This is a genomic window from Pseudomonas migulae, assembly GCF_024169315.1.
GTDB lineage: Bacteria > Pseudomonadota > Gammaproteobacteria > Pseudomonadales > Pseudomonadaceae > Aquipseudomonas > Aquipseudomonas migulae_B.
The window spans coordinates 334,988-350,398 of the sequence record NZ_JALJWR010000001.1; the positions used below are offsets into that span (position 1 = coordinate 334,988).

At 61.7% G+C, this 15,411-nt stretch carries 15 protein-coding genes and 1 pseudogene; 14 read left to right on the forward strand and 2 right to left on the reverse strand.

Annotation, left to right across the window (positions count from 1 at the left end; genetic code table 11):
- The first annotated feature begins 2 nt into the window (after window positions 1–2).
- The 3 genes and pseudogenes from J2Y86_RS01595 to J2Y86_RS30310 all read left to right on the forward strand — a co-directional run.
- On the forward strand, window positions 3–1,265 hold the full coding sequence (locus J2Y86_RS01595; protein ID WP_253427606.1) for a sensor histidine kinase: 1,263 nt from the start codon (window positions 3–5) through the stop codon (window positions 1,263–1,265).
- On the forward strand, window positions 1,262–1,900 hold the full coding sequence (locus tag J2Y86_RS01600; protein WP_253427607.1) for a response regulator: 639 nt from the start codon (window positions 1,262–1,264) through the stop codon (window positions 1,898–1,900). Before J2Y86_RS01595 ends, J2Y86_RS01600 begins: the two co-directional genes overlap by 4 nt.
- A gap of 41 nt (window positions 1,901–1,941) precedes the next feature.
- Window positions 1,942–2,019 (forward strand): annotated as a pseudogene (locus tag J2Y86_RS30310) (outer membrane lipoprotein carrier protein LolA); the annotation flags it as partial.
- Window positions 2,020–2,040: 21 nt separating this feature from the next.
- Here the strand turns inward: J2Y86_RS30310 and J2Y86_RS01605 are convergent.
- Both J2Y86_RS01605 and exaA read right to left on the reverse strand, forming a co-directional pair.
- Window positions 2,041–2,688 (reverse strand): pentapeptide repeat-containing protein, encoded by a 648-nt coding sequence (locus J2Y86_RS01605; protein ID WP_253427608.1) that lies wholly within the window; start codon window positions 2,686–2,688, stop codon window positions 2,041–2,043.
- Window positions 2,689–2,827: 139 nt separating this feature from the next.
- Complete coding sequence (gene exaA / locus J2Y86_RS01610) at window positions 2,828–4,720, reverse strand: quinoprotein ethanol dehydrogenase (RefSeq protein ID WP_253427609.1); 1,893 nt, start codon at window positions 4,718–4,720, stop codon at window positions 2,828–2,830.
- A 254-nt stretch (window positions 4,721–4,974) separates the two neighbouring features.
- Between exaA and pedF the strand changes: the two genes are divergently transcribed.
- The 11 genes from pedF (at window position 4,975) to pqqE (ending at window position 15,398) form a co-directional block, all read left to right on the forward strand.
- On the forward strand, window positions 4,975–5,436 hold the full coding sequence (pedF, locus tag J2Y86_RS01615) for a cytochrome c-550 PedF (protein ID WP_253427610.1): 462 nt from the start codon (window positions 4,975–4,977) through the stop codon (window positions 5,434–5,436).
- 3 nt (window positions 5,437–5,439) lie between these two features.
- Window positions 5,440–6,318 carry a substrate-binding periplasmic protein gene (locus J2Y86_RS01620; RefSeq protein WP_253427611.1) on the forward strand — a complete coding sequence of 293 codons (879 nt, stop codon included), beginning with the start codon at window positions 5,440–5,442 and terminating at the stop codon, window positions 6,316–6,318.
- Window positions 6,315–7,076: a quinoprotein dehydrogenase-associated SoxYZ-like carrier gene (locus tag J2Y86_RS01625; protein WP_253427612.1), complete on the forward strand. Its 762-nt coding sequence runs from the start codon at window positions 6,315–6,317 to the stop codon at window positions 7,074–7,076. The genes J2Y86_RS01620 and J2Y86_RS01625 overlap by 4 nt, the downstream gene beginning before the upstream one ends.
- A 16-nt stretch (window positions 7,077–7,092) precedes the next feature.
- Complete coding sequence (locus J2Y86_RS01630; RefSeq protein ID WP_253427614.1) at window positions 7,093–8,031, forward strand: quinoprotein relay system zinc metallohydrolase 1; 939 nt, start codon at window positions 7,093–7,095, stop codon at window positions 8,029–8,031.
- A gap of 273 nt (window positions 8,032–8,304) precedes the next feature.
- Window positions 8,305–10,083, forward strand: coding sequence for a PQQ-dependent methanol/ethanol family dehydrogenase (locus tag J2Y86_RS01635; protein ID WP_253427616.1), 1,779 nt, complete (start codon window positions 8,305–8,307; stop codon window positions 10,081–10,083).
- Window positions 10,084–10,330: 247 nt separating this feature from the next.
- Window positions 10,331–11,851, forward strand: a complete 1,521-nt coding sequence (gene exaC, locus J2Y86_RS01640; RefSeq protein WP_253427618.1) for an acetaldehyde dehydrogenase ExaC — start codon at window positions 10,331–10,333, stop codon at window positions 11,849–11,851.
- A gap of 246 nt (window positions 11,852–12,097) precedes the next feature.
- Complete coding sequence (gene pqqA / locus J2Y86_RS01645; RefSeq protein WP_003253598.1) at window positions 12,098–12,169, forward strand: pyrroloquinoline quinone precursor peptide PqqA; 72 nt, start codon at window positions 12,098–12,100, stop codon at window positions 12,167–12,169.
- Window positions 12,170–12,224: 55 nt separating this feature from the next.
- Window positions 12,225–13,139 carry a pyrroloquinoline quinone biosynthesis protein PqqB gene (gene pqqB, locus J2Y86_RS01650; RefSeq protein WP_253427620.1) on the forward strand — a complete coding sequence of 305 codons (915 nt, stop codon included), beginning with the start codon at window positions 12,225–12,227 and terminating at the stop codon, window positions 13,137–13,139.
- Window positions 13,140–13,256: 117 nt separating this feature from the next.
- On the forward strand, window positions 13,257–14,009 hold the full coding sequence (gene pqqC / locus J2Y86_RS01655) for a pyrroloquinoline-quinone synthase PqqC (RefSeq protein WP_253427622.1): 753 nt from the start codon (window positions 13,257–13,259) through the stop codon (window positions 14,007–14,009).
- Entirely contained in the window at window positions 14,006–14,278 is a 273-nt protein-coding gene (pqqD, locus tag J2Y86_RS01660; protein WP_253427624.1) for a pyrroloquinoline quinone biosynthesis peptide chaperone PqqD, read from the forward strand. The genes pqqC and pqqD overlap by 4 nt, the downstream gene beginning before the upstream one ends.
- Window positions 14,256–15,398 carry a pyrroloquinoline quinone biosynthesis protein PqqE gene (gene pqqE / locus J2Y86_RS01665; protein WP_253427626.1) on the forward strand — a complete coding sequence of 381 codons (1,143 nt, stop codon included), beginning with the start codon at window positions 14,256–14,258 and terminating at the stop codon, window positions 15,396–15,398. The genes pqqD and pqqE overlap by 23 nt, the downstream gene beginning before the upstream one ends.
- The last annotated feature ends 13 nt before the right edge of the window (window positions 15,399–15,411 follow it).

Consider the following 15,411-nt stretch of genomic DNA (forward strand, 5'->3'; position numbering starts at 1 on the left):
GCGTGTCAGCGCTGTGGCGAATCAACCTCTGGGTCTGCGGATTTTTCGCCCTGGTCACCCTGGCGTGCATGGGGTTACTGGTGCATCAGGCGCTGGCGGATGTGGAGCGTGAGCTGCAATCCGCTGAGGCGGTGGTCGAATACTTGAGCGAAACCGCCGAGCGTGATCCCGTCAGCCTGCAACCACGGCTGACGCAAAGTCTGCGTCACGTGCGGGTGCGCTGGCTCGAACCGGGCGAGGCTGCACACCCTTCGACGCAGGACGGGCTCGACGCCTGGCTCGGGCGACTGTTGTTCGCCGAAGCCCGGCACCACGCGCGGGTGCTGGATTTGCAGGATGGCCGGCGCGTACAGATCACAGTCGATCCACGGGATGAAATCGACGAAGTCTGGGACTCCGTTCAACAGCTGCTGAGTCTGTGTGGCGTGGCGTTGTTGTTGAGTCTGTTGACCATCCGCTGGGCCGTGCGCCGGGGCATGGGCCTGCTCGACGAGTTGCTGCGTGCGTTACGGCAGGTCTCCGGCGGCCAGCTCAAGGTGCGATTGCGTGCGCAAGGGCTGCCGGAAGCGCGGCAACTGGCGGCGCATTTCAATCGCATGACCGAAGCACTGGAACAGGCGCGTGCCGACAACACGCAACTGACCCAGACCTTGCTGGCGGTGCAGGAGCAGGAACGCACTCATCTGGCGCAGACCCTGCACGACGATCTAGGCCAATACCTCGCGGGGATTCGGGCGCAGGCCTGCCTTTTGCGGTTGGTCGCCGATCAACCTGACACCGTAGAGCGCACGGTGCGTGAGCTGGAGCACAACTGCGAACACCTGCAACAAGGTTTCAGAGCGCTGGTGCACGACCTCTATCCGGTGGTGTTGCAGCACCTGCCGCTGGCCGAAGCCCTCGGGTTGCTGGTGGAACAATGGCAAGCCCGACAAGGGATCGATTGCCGGTTATGGGTCAGCGGGCACTTGCCGTCGTTGTCCGCGCCAAACAAGACCCATCTCTACCGCCTGTTGCAGGAAGCCTTGACCAACGTCGCCCGCCACGCCGGTGCCAGCGAGGTACGAGTGCGCCTGCACCGTCGCAGCGGGCAGTTGCGCTTGCTGGTGCGTGACAACGGTTGCGGTGCTCGCCAGCCACAGCGGCCGGGTGTCGGTTTGTACTCAATGTTCGAGCGCGCCCGCAGTCTGGGCGGCGAGCTGCGCATCATCAGCCACCCCGGCGCCGGTTGGGCGCTGTCCTTGAGCATGCCTTTGGAGGCGTCATGAATATTCTGCTGGTGGATGACCATGCGGTGGTCCGTCAGGGCTATGCGAGTTTGTTGCGAGCGTTGCTGCCGGCGATGGAAGTGCGTGAAGCCGCGACGGGTGAAGAAGCGCTGATCAGGGTCCAGGAAGCCGTGCCCAACCTGGTGATTATGGATTTCGGTTTGCCGGGGATCAGCGGGCTGGAAACCACGCGTCGCCTGCGACAGCGCCTGCCGCAATTGCGCGTGCTGTTTTTCAGCATGCACGATGAGCTGCCGTTGGTGCGCCAGGCACTGGATGCGGGCGCCTCGGGCTACCTGACCAAAAGCTCGGCGCCGGATGTGTTGATCGAGGCCGTGCGGCGCATCCTCGCCGGTCACGCCTACATCGAACAACCGCTGGCCACGCAACTGGTCTGTCACCCGCAACAGGACGCCAGCGATCCGCGTTTGCAGAGCATGACTCAACGAGAACTGGAGATTTTCGTGATGCTCGCCAAAGGCACCCCGGCCCGGTTGATTGCCGAGCAACTGAGCATCAGCAGCAAGACCGTCTCCAATCACCTGACCTTGCTCAAGAGCAAATTGCAAGTCAGCTCCCATGCCGAGCTGGTGCATCTGGGGATTGATATGGGCGTGGTGCGAAAGGCGAGGTGATCAATCCACCGCAGAACCCTGTAGGAGCGAGCTTGCTCGCGATGCTCGTCAACGATAACGCTGGCAGTCTGAAACCCCATGGCGCTCTCAGGTTAATCGCGAGCAAGCTCGCTCCTACAGGGGGAGGTGTTGCCTTCAGATCATTTGTCCCAGGTGGTCGGGCACCCGTTGCACCCCTCCATATTCGCATCCTGAAAATTCGCATAATGCTGGCGTGAGCCGTCGAGGTTCGCTTGCTCCAGGTTGCTTTCGCCAAACTTGGCTTCCTGCAGATTGGCATCGCCGAGATCCGCGCCTTTGAGATCAGCCTTGCTCAACCAGGTCATCTCCAGGTCGGCCGCCCGCAGGTTGGCGTTGTGCAGTTTGGCCCCGGAGAGCCGGGCGAATTGCAGATAGGCGCCGCTGAGGTTGGCGTTCTCGAATTGCGCGCCTTGGGCGAACATTCCCCAACCTTGAATCGCCATCAGCGTCGCGCCGGTGAAATCGGCCAGACGCAGGTTGCTCTGTTGCAGGCTGGCCCGGGTCAGGTTGGCGCCTTGCAGCTGGGCTTTTTCCAGATTGGCGAGGTCGAGGCGGGCGTGACGCAAATCGGCATTGCGCAGGTCGGCGCCGCTGAGGTTCATGTTGCGCAGGTCCTGATTGCTCAGGTTGGCGCCTTTGAGATTGGCACCGGGGCAGGGGCTGTGTTCGGCGATGGTGCAGCCGTTGATGATCAGTGGGGCATCTTCGCCGTCATCGGCGAAAACCGGAAGGGCAGTGAGCAATAGCAGTAGAGATAGATAGTTCATGGCAGGTCCTCGGAGCGTGGAGGGCGGCGGGATACACACAAAACTGTGGCCAGGTTGATTCCTGTGGCGAGGGGGTAAACCCCCTCGCCACAGGGCCTCACTCACCTCAGGGACCCACTCACCACAGGGGGTAGGCGTGTTACTTCTTCGCCACCTTGCTATCCCAACTCGGAATCTTGAACACCCAGAACGACCCGCCCTGAGCCACCGGTTTGGTCAGCTCGGCCATGTCGCCGCCCCACAACGGCACCGCGCCGCCATACCCGACGGTCACGCCGATGTACTGCTCGCCGTCCTGTTCCCAGGTGATCGGCGGCGAAACGATGCCGCTACCGGTCTGGAACTTCCACAGCTCCTTGCCGGTTTTCGCGTCGAAGGCCTTGAAGAAACCGTCGCCGGTGCCGGTGAACACCAGGTTGCCCTTGGTCGCCAGCACACCGGCCCACAACGGCAGGTGTTCCTTGTGCTCCCACACCACTTTGCCCGTGGTCGGGTTCATCGCGCGCAAGGTGCCGACGTGATCGTCGTACATCCGCTTGATGCGGAAACCCATGCCCAGATACGCCGAGCCTTTTTTGTAGTTGACCTCTTCGGTCCAGTATTCCTCTTTCCACTGGTTGCCCGGAATGTAGAACAACCCGGTGTCCTGGCTGTAGGCCATCGGGTTCCAGTTCTTGCCGCCAAGGAACGGCGGCGACACTTCAACCGGTTTGCCTTTGGTTTCGCCCGGCAGCGGTTTGGCCGGACGCTGGCCTTCATTTTCGACCGGTCGCCCGGTCTTCAGGTCGATGTGGCTGGCCCAAGTGATGTTGTCGACGAAGGGGAAGGCGTTCTGCAATTTGCCGTTGTTGCGGTCGACCACGTAGAAGAAACCGTTGCGGTCCGCGTGGCCGGTGGCCTTGACCGTTTTACCGTCCTTGTCCTTGTAGTCGAACAGCACCAGCTCGTTGTTACCGGAGAAATCCCAGGCATCGTTCGGCGTGTGCTGATAGAACCATTTCACCTCGCCGGTGCTCGGGTCGACGCCGACCTGGCCCGAGGTGTAGAGGCTGTCGTAATCGTGCGGGTTGCCATCCTTAGCGGTGCGCGCCCAGGTGTTCCACGGGCCGGGGTTGCCGGCGCCGACGATGATGGTGTTGGTTTCCGGATCGAAACTGGCGCTCTGCCAAGGGGCGCCGCCGCCGTGACTCCAGGCTTCGACCTTGCCGGTTTCGGTGGTCGGATCGTTCGGCCAGGACGGCGCCTTGACGTCGCCGGTCGGGGTGCTGTCCTTGCCGTTCAAGCGGCCCATGTGACCTTCGACGAAAGGCCGCATCCACACTTCTTCGCCGGTGTCCGGGTCGCGGGCATAGAGTTGCCCGACCACACCGAATTCATCGCCGGAGCTGCCATGGATCAGCAGCACCTTGCCGCTGGTCTTGTCCTTGATCAGCACCGGGGCGCCGGTCATGGTGTAACCGGCGGCGTGGTCGCCGAACTTCTTGTTCCACACCACTTTGCCGGTGTTTTTGTCCAGCGCGATCAACCGGGCGTCGAGGGTGCCGAAGTAGATTTTGTCGCCATAAATCGCCGCCCCGCGATTGACCACATCGCAGCACGGACGAATGTTGTCCGGCAGGCGATGGTTGTAGGTCCACAGACGTTTGCCGGTCTTGGCGTCGAGGGCAAATACCCGCGAATACGAACCGGTGACGTACACCACGCCGTCACTGACGATGGCCTGGGATTCCTGGCCGCGCTGCTTCTCATCGCCAAACGAATAAGACCAGGCGGGCGTCAGTTTGAACACATTCTTGTCGTTGACCTGGGCCAACGGGCTCCAGCGCTGGGCGTTGGTGCCCATGCCGTATTGCAGGACATCCTTGGTGGTCAGGTGATCGTTGGCAATGTCTTCCCAACTCACGTTGTGCGTCGGCGAGGCAGGTTCGGTCGCGGCTTGGCCGGCAGCGCTCAGGGACAGGCTGCTCACCAGCAAAAAGGCTTGCATGGCGAGGGTCAAAGGGGAAAGGGCGGGTAGCGATCTTATTGTCATGGTTGCAGTTCCCAGTGGAGTTTTTGGCCTGCACAGGGTGGTGCGTCCGACGGGGTGGCGAATACGGAAAAAGTCCCGCTGATGCCGGGAAGATTTCCCATGCGGCACCTGATTTAGGTGTGCGCCACAAGCCCTACTACCAAGGTACTGCGTGGCGGCCACCAAAGCAGCATGGGGCTTGCGCGAAACGCTTCCTAAGATGGTTGCCATAGCCTCTGCCAAGAGGTTTTGCGTGCAATCCTGAGGGCATAACAATGACAACAAAACGCAACGCCTTGCTCGTTGCCGGACTGCTGGCCGGCTTTATCAGTGCAGGTTCCGCCTGGGCCCACGGCAACGTGGTACCCCAAGCCGTCGAAACCAAGGGCCTGACCCCGATCAAGGACGCCGGTGTGCAGGTTGATGGCGATGGCTGGGCGGCGGTAAACCCTTACCGTACGACGCCTGAGCACGACAAAGCCGTGGAAATCGGCTCATCGGCGTACAACCAGAACTGCGCGGCCTGTCATGGTCTCGAAGCCAAGTCTGGCGGCATCGCCCCCGATTTGCGCATGCTCGATGTCGGCGAGGCCGGTGATGAATGGTTCGTCGAACGGGTCCGCAACGGCGCCGTAAGGGACGGCCGGGTGTACATGCCGAAGATGGCCGATTACCTGAGTCAGGAAGCCCTGTGGGCCGTGCGCACTTACCTGGACAGCGTTCACGTCGAGGAGTAATGCATGCGCCTGCTCGCTGTGTTGATCAGCGCTGTGCTGCTGTGCTGCCAGGTGGTGCAGGCGCAGGTCCGTACCTATGACGAAATGATCGCCGCCGGGAAGCTGAAGGTGGCGGTCTACAAAGACTTCGCCCCCTACAGTTTCGAAGACGCCGGTAAGCCCCGTGGCGTGGATGTCGAACTGGCCGAGGCCTTGGCCAAAGCCCTTGGCGTTCACTTGAAACTGATCTGGGCGCCCGCCGGCGAGAAACTCGACGACGACCTGCGCGACTACATCTGGCGCGCCAGCCAGTTGCACGATCTGCAACTGGCCGACCTGATGATGCGCGTGCCCTATGACCAGGATTACGCGCGCAAGCGCAACGAACTGGGTGAACTGGAAAACGGCCATGTGGTGATGTTCGGTCCGTACCAGAACGAGCAATGGCAAGTCGCGTATGACCGCCGTCGGCTGGAGTCGGTGGGCAGTGTCGCAGTGTTCGAGCACCACCCGATTGGCGTCGAGGTCGACAGCGTGCCGTCGTTCTACCTGACCTCGGTATTCAACGGCATGCTCGCCGGCAAAACCCGTCACTACCCCGGCGTGCCCCAGGCGTTCGCGGCCATGAAGGCCGGTGAGGTCGACGCGGTCATGGCGATGCGCGGCGAGATCGACTGGCAGGTTCATGAGGCGGCGGACCCGCAACTCGCGCTGGCGGAAAACGCCTATCCGAACATGGGCAAGCAACTTTGGGAGATCGGCATGGCGGTGCACGAAAGCAATCGTCAATTGGCCTATGCCGTGGAAGAGGCGCTGGAAACCTTGATCCGCGAGGGCTCGGTGAAAGCCATTTATGCCCGTTACGGCCTGCGGTATGACGTACCGGAGATGTATCAACAGTGAACTGGAGCGTGCGTTGTCTGTTGGCCTGTTGGCTACCCTTGGCCGCGCACGCGGCCGCCATCGAACCGGGCAAAGACCCGGTGCCGTCGGTCATGTGGGCCTTCTATCACAAGCAGATGCTGGGCGATGCGCCGTTCGTGTTCGACGAGCGGGTCAAGCTGCTGGCGCCGCCCTTCGCCGAAGACGCCCGGCAAGTGCCGCTGGAAATCGACGCCCGGGCGTTCAAGGGCGAGGTGGTGAAAATCCTTGCGTGGGCCGAACTCAATCCGCTGCCGAAAATTGTCGATTTCCAACCGCTGGATCGGGTGCTGCCGTGGCTGTCGGTGCGCATCCGTATCGAACAAGCCACGCCGTTGCGTGCCGCGGTCCTGACCCGCGACGGGCTGTGGCATGTCGGCTCGACCCTGATCGATGCGGCGGGCGGCGGTTGCACGGCGCCGAGCGTGGTGCGCACCCAGCCGGGTTGGGAAGAACACATTGGCGAAGTCATCGGTGGGCGCTATCCGCGTGGCGAATTCAGCCGCTTGCGTATGCAGGTCGCGCATCCGATGGACAACGGCATGGTCGGCGGCATCCCGGAGTTTTTCATCAACCATGCCGAGCTGCGGGATCACAACGATCGGTTGCTGGCCCGCCTCGAACTGTTTCCCGCCGTCAGCGAAAACCCCAGCCTGGCGTTCGACATCGAAGGGGCAGGGCAGACACGCTTGTTGCTGCGCGATAACAGCGGCAACCAGTTTGATGCGGCCATACCCTGACTCAAAGGAGCGCGTGATGCGCTGGATGCTGCTGTTGTTCTTGAGCCTGAGCCTTCCTGCGCTGGCCGATCCCGACTATTTACTCAAGCCCCGGCAGATCGCCGCGGACACCTGGCTGCTGGAAGGCAGCACCGACAATTTCGCCAAGGGCAACGGTGGCAACATCGTCAATACGGCGTTCATCGTCACCGAGCGTGGCGTGGTGGTAATCGATACCGGGCCGTCGAAGCGCTACGGCGAAGCGATGCGCAAAGCCATCGCCGCGACCACCGATAAACCCGTGATCCAGGTGTTGCTGACGCATCATCACCCTGACCATGTGTTGGGTAATCAAGCCTTCAGTGACGTGCCGATCGGCGCGCTGGCCGGCACGACCGGGTTGCTTCGGCAGCAGGGCGATGCCATGGCCGAGAACATGTACCGGCTGGTGGGTGACTGGATGCGTGGCACTGAAGTGGTGTTGCCGACCGAGACACTGACGCCGGGCGTGCGAAACTTTGGGAATCACGATCTGCGCCTGCTGAGCCTGGGTGGGCACACGGGCGCTGATCTGGCTATTCTCGACCAGACCACCGGCGTGCTGTTTGCCGGGGATCTGGTGTTTTACCAACGGGCGCTGACCACGCCCAACAGTCCGGGGCTTTCGGTATGGCTGGCGGACATTGCGACGCTGCAAGGCTTGCCGTGGACAATGATTGTGCCCGGCCATGGCCCGTTAGCCACGGATGCAAAACCGTTCGAGCAAATGCGCGACTACCTTGGCTGGCTCGATCAACTGATGCGCGACGGCGCGGCCAATGGCAGCGAGATGAGCGAGATGATCCTCAGTCCCATTCCCGAACGATTCGCGGCGATCAGCCTGAGTCGCTATGAGCTGATTCGCAGCGTCAGTCATCTCTATCCGCGCTACGAGCGCGCACAGATGACGCGAGTGGATTCCAGCGCGGATAAGTGAAATACACAGATCCCTGTGGGAGCGGGCTTGCCCGCGATAGCGGACTGTCAGTCAACGAATGTGTTGAATGTGACGTCGCCATCGCGGGCAAGCCCGCTCCCACAGGGGACTGGTGTCGATCACGAAATCCAGTGTTCATCTTTTCCGACCCGCTACTAAGGAACTAGCAAACTCAGTACTGCGGGCAATTGTTCGAAGGGCGGCGGCGCCCAAGAATCTGCACCAGACCGGGAAAATTTCCCGGGTATAACAAAAATCGCAGAGGCAGCCGTCATGACCCAACCCGCACGTCGCCATCCCTTCGTCTTGAGCCTGTTGCTCAGTGCCATGCTGTTGTCCGGCACGGCATTGGCCGCCGTCACCGACCAGGACATTCTCCAGGACCCCAAGAACCCGGAGCAGATCGTCACCAACGGTCTGGGCGTCCAGGGTCAGCGCTACAGCCCGCTCGACACCCTCAACGTCAACAACGTGAAGGACTTGCGGCCAGTCTGGGCGTTCTCCTTCGGCGGCGAAAAACAACGCGGTCAGCAAGCCCAGCCGATGATCAAGGACGGCGTGATGTACATGACCGGCTCCTACTCGCGGGTGTTTGCGGTGGACGCGCGCACCGGCAAGAAACTCTGGCAATACGATGCGCGCCTGCCCGATGACATCCGCCCGTGCTGCGACGTGATCAACCGGGGCGTGGCGCTGTACGGCGACCTGGTGTTCTTCGGCACCCTCGACGCCAAGCTCGTGGCCCTGAACAAAGACACCGGCAAAGTCGTCTGGAGCAAGAAAGTCGCCGACCACAAGGAAGGCTATTCGATCAGCGCCGCCCCCCTGGTGATCAACGGAAAACTGATTACCGGCGTGGCCGGTGGCGAGTTCGGGGTGGTCGGCAAGATCGAAGCCTACGACCCGAAAAACGGCGACCTGCTGTGGAGCCGCCCGACCGTCGAAGGTCACATGGGCTACGTCTACAAGGACGGCAAAGCGGTAGAGAACGGCATTTCCGGTGGCGAAGCCGGCAAGACCTGGCCGGGCGATCTGTGGAAAACCGGCGGCGCGGCGCCCTGGCTTGGCGGTTACTACGACCCGGAAACCAATCTGCTGCTGTTCGGCACCGGTAACCCGGCGCCCTGGAACTCGCACTTGCGTCCTGGCGACAACCTTTACTCATCGTCGCGTCTGGCACTCAACCCGGACGACGGCACGATCAAATGGCACTTCCAGAGCACGCCCCACGACGGTTGGGACTATGACGGCGTGAACGAGCTGGTCTCGTTCAACTACACCGAAGGCGGTAAGGAAATCAAAGCGGCGGCCACTGCCGACCGTAATGGTTTCTTCTACGTGCTGGACCGCACCAACGGCAAGTTCATTCGCGGCTTCCCGTTCGTGGACAAGATCACCTGGGCCACGGGGCTCGATAAAGAAGGCCGGCCGATCTACAACGAAGCCAGCCGTCCCGGCGCACCGGGCACTGAAGCCAAAGGCAGTTCGGTGTTCGTCGCCCCGGCGTTCCTCGGCGCGAAAAACTGGATGCCGATGGCCTACAACAAAGACACCGGGCTGTTCTACGTGCCGTCCAACGAGTGGGGCATGGACATCTGGAACGAAGGCATTGCCTACAAGAAAGGCGCGGCGTTCCTCGGGGCCGGTTTCACCATCAAGCCGTTGAACGAAGACTACATCGGCGTGTTGCGCGCCATCGACCCGAAAACCGGCAAGGAAGTCTGGCGTCACAAGAACTTCGCGCCGCTGTGGGGCGGGGTGCTGACCACCAAGGGCAACCTGGTGTTCACCGGTACGCCGGAAGGTTTCCTGCAGGCGTTCAACGCCAAGACCGGCGAGAAGGTCTGGGAATTCCAGACCGGCTCCGGCGTGCTGGGTTCACCCGTGACCTGGGAAATGGACGGCGAGCAATACGTCTCGGTGCTGTCCGGTTGGGGGGGCGCCGTACCGCTGTGGGGCGGCGAAGTGGCCAAGCGCATCAAGGACTTCAACCAGGGCGGGATGCTCTGGACGTTCAAGTTGCCGAAAGACCTGGTCGTGGCGAAGCACTGACCCTGAGTCCACCGCATAACCCCTGTGGGAGCGGGCTTGCTCGCGAAAACGGTGTGTCAGACACAGCTGTTCTGACTGGATGGACGCCTTCGCGAGCAAGCCCGCTCCCACATTGGTTTGTGTGAAACCTACTACCAAATAACGAGAACCCCCCTGCCAACGGCGCATTCGTTCGGCACGCGGGGCTCTCTACTATCGGTTCATCGCCTGTTTGCCCGACAGGCATCGACCCAGACAGAGGCTCACCATGATCTACGCACAACCCGGAACACCAGGCGCCGTCGTCACGTTCAAGACGCGCTACGGCAACTTCATCGGCGGCGAGTTCGTCGCGCCGGTCAATGGCGAATACTTCACCAACACCTCGCCGGTCACCGGTGAAGTGATCGCCGAGTTCCCGCGCTCCAGCGCCGCCGACATCGAAAAAGCCCTCGACGCCGCCCACGCCGCTGCCGATGCCTGGGGCAAGACCTCGGCGCAGGACCGCTCGCGGGTGCTGCTGAAAATCGCCGACCGTATCGAGGAGAATCTGGAAATCCTCGCCGTCACCGAAACCTGGGACAACGGCAAGGCCGTACGCGAAACCCTGAACGCCGATGTGCCGCTGGCCGCCGACCATTTCCGCTACTTCGCCGGGTGCATCCGCGCGCAGGAAGGCGGCGCCGCCGAGATCAACGAGCTGACCACCGCCTACCATTTCCACGAACCGCTGGGCGTGGTCGGGCAGATCATTCCGTGGAACTTCCCGCTGCTGATGGCCGCGTGGAAACTCGCCCCGGCCCTGGCGGCCGGTAACTGCATCGTGCTCAAACCCGCCGAGCAGACGCCGTTGTCGATCATGATCTTCGCCGAACTGATCGCCGATCTCCTGCCAGCCGGTGTGTTGAACATCGTGCAGGGTTTCGGTCGCGAAGCCGGTGAGGCGCTGGCCACCAGCAAGCGCATCGCCAAAATCGCCTTCACCGGTTCCACCCCGATCGGTGCGCATATCATGAAATGCGCCGCCGAGAACATCATTCCAAGCACCGTTGAACTGGGCGGCAAGTCGCCGAACATTTTCTTCGAAGACATCATGAACGCCGAGCCGCAGTTCATCGAGAAAGCCGCCGAAGGCCTGGTGCTCGCCTTCTTCAACCAGGGCGAAGTCTGCACCTGCCCATCGCGAGCGCTGGTGCAGGAATCAATCTACGACGATTTCATGAAAGTGGTGATGCAGAAGATCGTCAAGATCAAACGCGGCAACCCGCTGGACACCGAAACCATGGTCGGCGCCCAGGCGTCGGAGCAGCAATACGACAAGATTCTCTCGTACCTGAAAATCGCCCAGGAGGAGGGCGCCGAGCTGCTCACCGGCGGCGCGGCTGAACGTCTTGAAGGCGACTTGTCGACGGGTTACTACATCCAGCCGACCCTGCTCAAGGGCCACAACAAGATGCGCGTGTTCCAGGAAGAGATCTTTGGCCCGGTGGTGGGCATCACCACGTTCAAGGACGAAGCCGAAGCCCTGGCGATTGCCAACGACAGCGAGTTCGGCCTCGGCGCCGGCCTGTGGACCCGCGACATCAACCGTGCGTACCGCATGGGCCGGGCGATCAAGGCCGGGCGCGTGTGGACCAACTGCTACCACCTGTACCCGGCGCATGCGGCGTTCGGTGGCTACAAGAAATCCGGTGTCGGCCGTGAAAACCACAAGATGATGCTCGACCACTATCAGCAGACCAAAAACCTGCTGGTGAGCTACGACATCAACCCGCTCGGGTTCTTCTAACTTCTGCAAACACACCGCATCTCCCTGTGGGAGCGGGCTTGCTCGCGAATGCGGTGTGTCAGTCGACTTGTACGCTGACTGACACACTGCTTTCGCGAGCAAGCCCGCTCCCACATTGGTTTTGTGCATCTGCCACCCCCTACCAACGCACCCCACAACCTCCTTCGAAAGTAGCATTCGGGCGCCTGCCGCTCCGTGCATTAATGGCTTTACCGGAATCGTCCGGCACAAGAAGAGGATTGACCCATGTGGACTAAACCCGCGTTTACCGACCTGCGCATTGGCTTCGAAGTGACGATGTATTTCGCCAACCGCTGATCGTCCACCCGGCCAGCCGCAGCGTTGGCCGGGCCTGCCTTCTGGAGCATTGCCCATGCACATTCGCGTTCTCGGTTCCGCCGCTGGCGGTGGTTTTCCGCAATGGAACTGCAACTGCCGCCAGTGCGCCGGTATGCGCAGCGGCAGCCTGCGGGCGCAACGGCGCACGCAGTCTTCCATTGCCTTGAGCGACAACGGTGTGGACTGGGTGCTGTGCAATGCTTCACCGGATATCCGCGCGCAATTCGAGAGTTTCGCGCCGTTGCAACCGGCCCGCCGCTTGCGCGACACGGCGATTGCCGGCGTGGTCCTGATGGACAGCCAGATCGACCATTGCACCGGTCTGCTGAGCTTGCGCGAAGGCTGCCCGCATTCGGTGTGGTGCACCGAGCGGGTTCATGAAGACCTGAGCAGCGGTTTCCCGTTGTTCACCATGCTCAAACACTGGAACGGCGGCTTGCAGTGGCAACCCGTGGGGCTGGACCGCGAGCCGTTCAATATCGCGGCGTGCAAGCATTTGCAGTTTCGGGCGATTCCGTTGGTCAGCAACGCGCCGCCTTATTCGCCCAATCGCGGCAACCCGCAACCGGGCGACACCATCGGCCTGTTCATCGAAGACCTGCGCACGGGCGCGTCGTTGTTCTATGCGCCGGGCCTGGGCCAGGTCGACGATGAGGTGTTGAGCTGGATGCAGCGCGCCGATTGTTTGTTGCTGGACGGTACGTTGTGGCGCGATGACGAGATGCGCGTGTGTGAAGTCGGCCAGAGCCTGGGCAGCGAGATGGGCCACCTGCCGCAAAGCGGAGCGGGCGGCATGCTTGAAGTGCTGGAGGGTTTCAGTCGCCAGCGCAAGGTGCTGATCCACATCAACAACACCAATCCGATCCTCGACGAAGACTCGGCTGAGCGGGCGTTGCTGGAGCGGCGGGGCATCGAAGTGGCCTATGACGGCATGGACATTGTGCTGTAGCGAATGGCCCCTTCGCGGGCAAGCCTCGCTCCTACAGGGGATGCGCAAACCCTGTAGGAGCGAGGCTTGCCCGCGAAGAGGCCAGACCAGACACCCAAGATTTCCCGGAGCCCCGCAATGACCGACACCCCGATGACCCCCACCGAATTCGAAGCCGCCCTGCGTGCCAAAGGCGCCTACTACCACATCCATCATCCCTTCCACCAAGCCATGTACGCCGGGCGCGCCACTCGCGAGCAGATTCAAGGCTGGGTCGCCAACCGCTTCTATTACCAGATCAACATTCCGCTCAAGGATGCCGCAATCCTGGCCAACTGCCCGGACCGCGACGTGCGCCGCGAATGGCTGCAACGGATTCTCGACCACGACGGTGTGCCCGGCGGCGAAGGGGGTATCGAAGCCTGGCTGCGCCTCGGTGAAGCGGTGGGCCTGGAGCGTGAACAGATTCTGTCCCAGGAGCTGGTATTGCCCGGCGTACGTTTTGCTGTGGACGCCTATGTCAATTTCGCCCGTCGCGCCTGCTGGCAGGAAGCGGCCAGCAGTTCGCTGACCGAGCTGTTCGCACCGCAGATCCACCAATCGCGGCTCGACGCCTGGCCAGCGCACTACCCGTGGATCGACGTCGCCGGTTACGACTATTTCCGCACGCGCCTGAGCCAGGCGCGGCGTGATGTCGAGCACGGTTTGCGCATCACCCTGGCCCATTACGTCACTGTCGAAGGCCAGCAGCGGATGTTGGAAATCCTCCAGTTCAAGCTCGACGTGCTGTGGAGCATGCTCGATGCCATGAGCATGGCCTATGAACTGGAACGCCCGCCGTATCACACGGTGACCACCGAGCGCGTCTGGCATCGGGGGATCGCGCTGTGAGCCTGATCAAACGTGCGCAGTCACCGGCGTTGCGCCAGGGTTTTCGCTTGCAGTGGGAGCCGCGTCAGGACTGCCATGTGCTGCTTTACCCGGAGGGCATGATCAAACTCAATACCAGTGCCGGGCAGATTCTCGATCTGCTGGACGGTCAGCGCAGTGTGGCGGCGATCATTGATTTACTCTCGGCGAGTTTCCCTGGTGTGCCGGGGATCGACGAGGATGTGCTGGCGTTTCTGGAGGTGGCCCATGCTCAATTCTGGATCGAATGACTCGCGTCCGGGACCACCGTTGTGGCTGTTGGCGGAGCTGACTTATCGGTGTCCGCTGCAATGCCCGTACTGCTCCAACCCGTTGGACTTTGCCCAATCAGGTGAAGAGTTGAGTACCGAAGAATGGATTCGCGTGTTCCGTGAGGCGCGGGAAATGGGCGCCGCGCAACTGGGCTTTTCCGGTGGCGAGCCGTTGGTGCGCCAGGACCTGGCGGAGTTGATCAAAGCCGCACGGGACATGGGTTACTACACCAACCTGATCACCTCGGGTATCGGTCTGACCGAACAGAAAGTCCGTGATTTCAAGGTTGCCGGGCTCGACCATATCCAGATCAGCTTCCAGGCCGCCGACGAAGCCGTCAACAACATGCTCGCCGGCTCGCGCAAGGCCTTCGCGCAGAAGCTCGCCATGGCCCGCGCGGTGAAAGCCCAGGGTTATCCGATGGTGCTGAACTTCGTCACCCATCGCCACAACATCGACGAGATCGCGAAGATCATCGACCTGTGTCTTGAACTGGAGGCGGATTTCGTCGAATTGGCGACCTGCCAGTTCTACGGCTGGGCCGAGCTCAACCGCGTGGGCCTGTTGCCGACCCGCGAGCAATTGCAGCGCGCTGAGCGCATCACTAACGAATACCGGGAACGGCTTGAGGCGCAGGGCCATCCGTGCAAGCTGATTTTCGTCACCCCGGATTATTACGAAGAGCGTCCCAAGACCTGCATGAACGGTTGGGCCAATCTGTTCCTCGACATCACCCCGGACGGCACGGCGTTGCCCTGTCACAGTGCCCGGCAATTGCCGGTGACGTTTCCCAATGTGCGCGAGCACAGCATTGAACACATCTGGACCGACTCCTTCGGTTTCAACCGCTTTCGCGGCGACGACTGGATGAAGGAGCCGTGTCGCTCCTGCGATGAAAAGCACAAGGACCTCGGCGGCTGCCGCTGCCAGGCGTTCATGCTGACCGGTGACGCCGCCAATGCCGACCCGGTGTGCAGCAAGTCGCCGCACCACGGTGTGATCCTCAAGGCACGCGAGGAAGCCGATGCTCCAGGGCAGGGGATGGAGCATTTGACCTTGCGTAACGAGAAGGCATCGCGATTGATCTATCGCGGATGAATCGAAAGCAGAC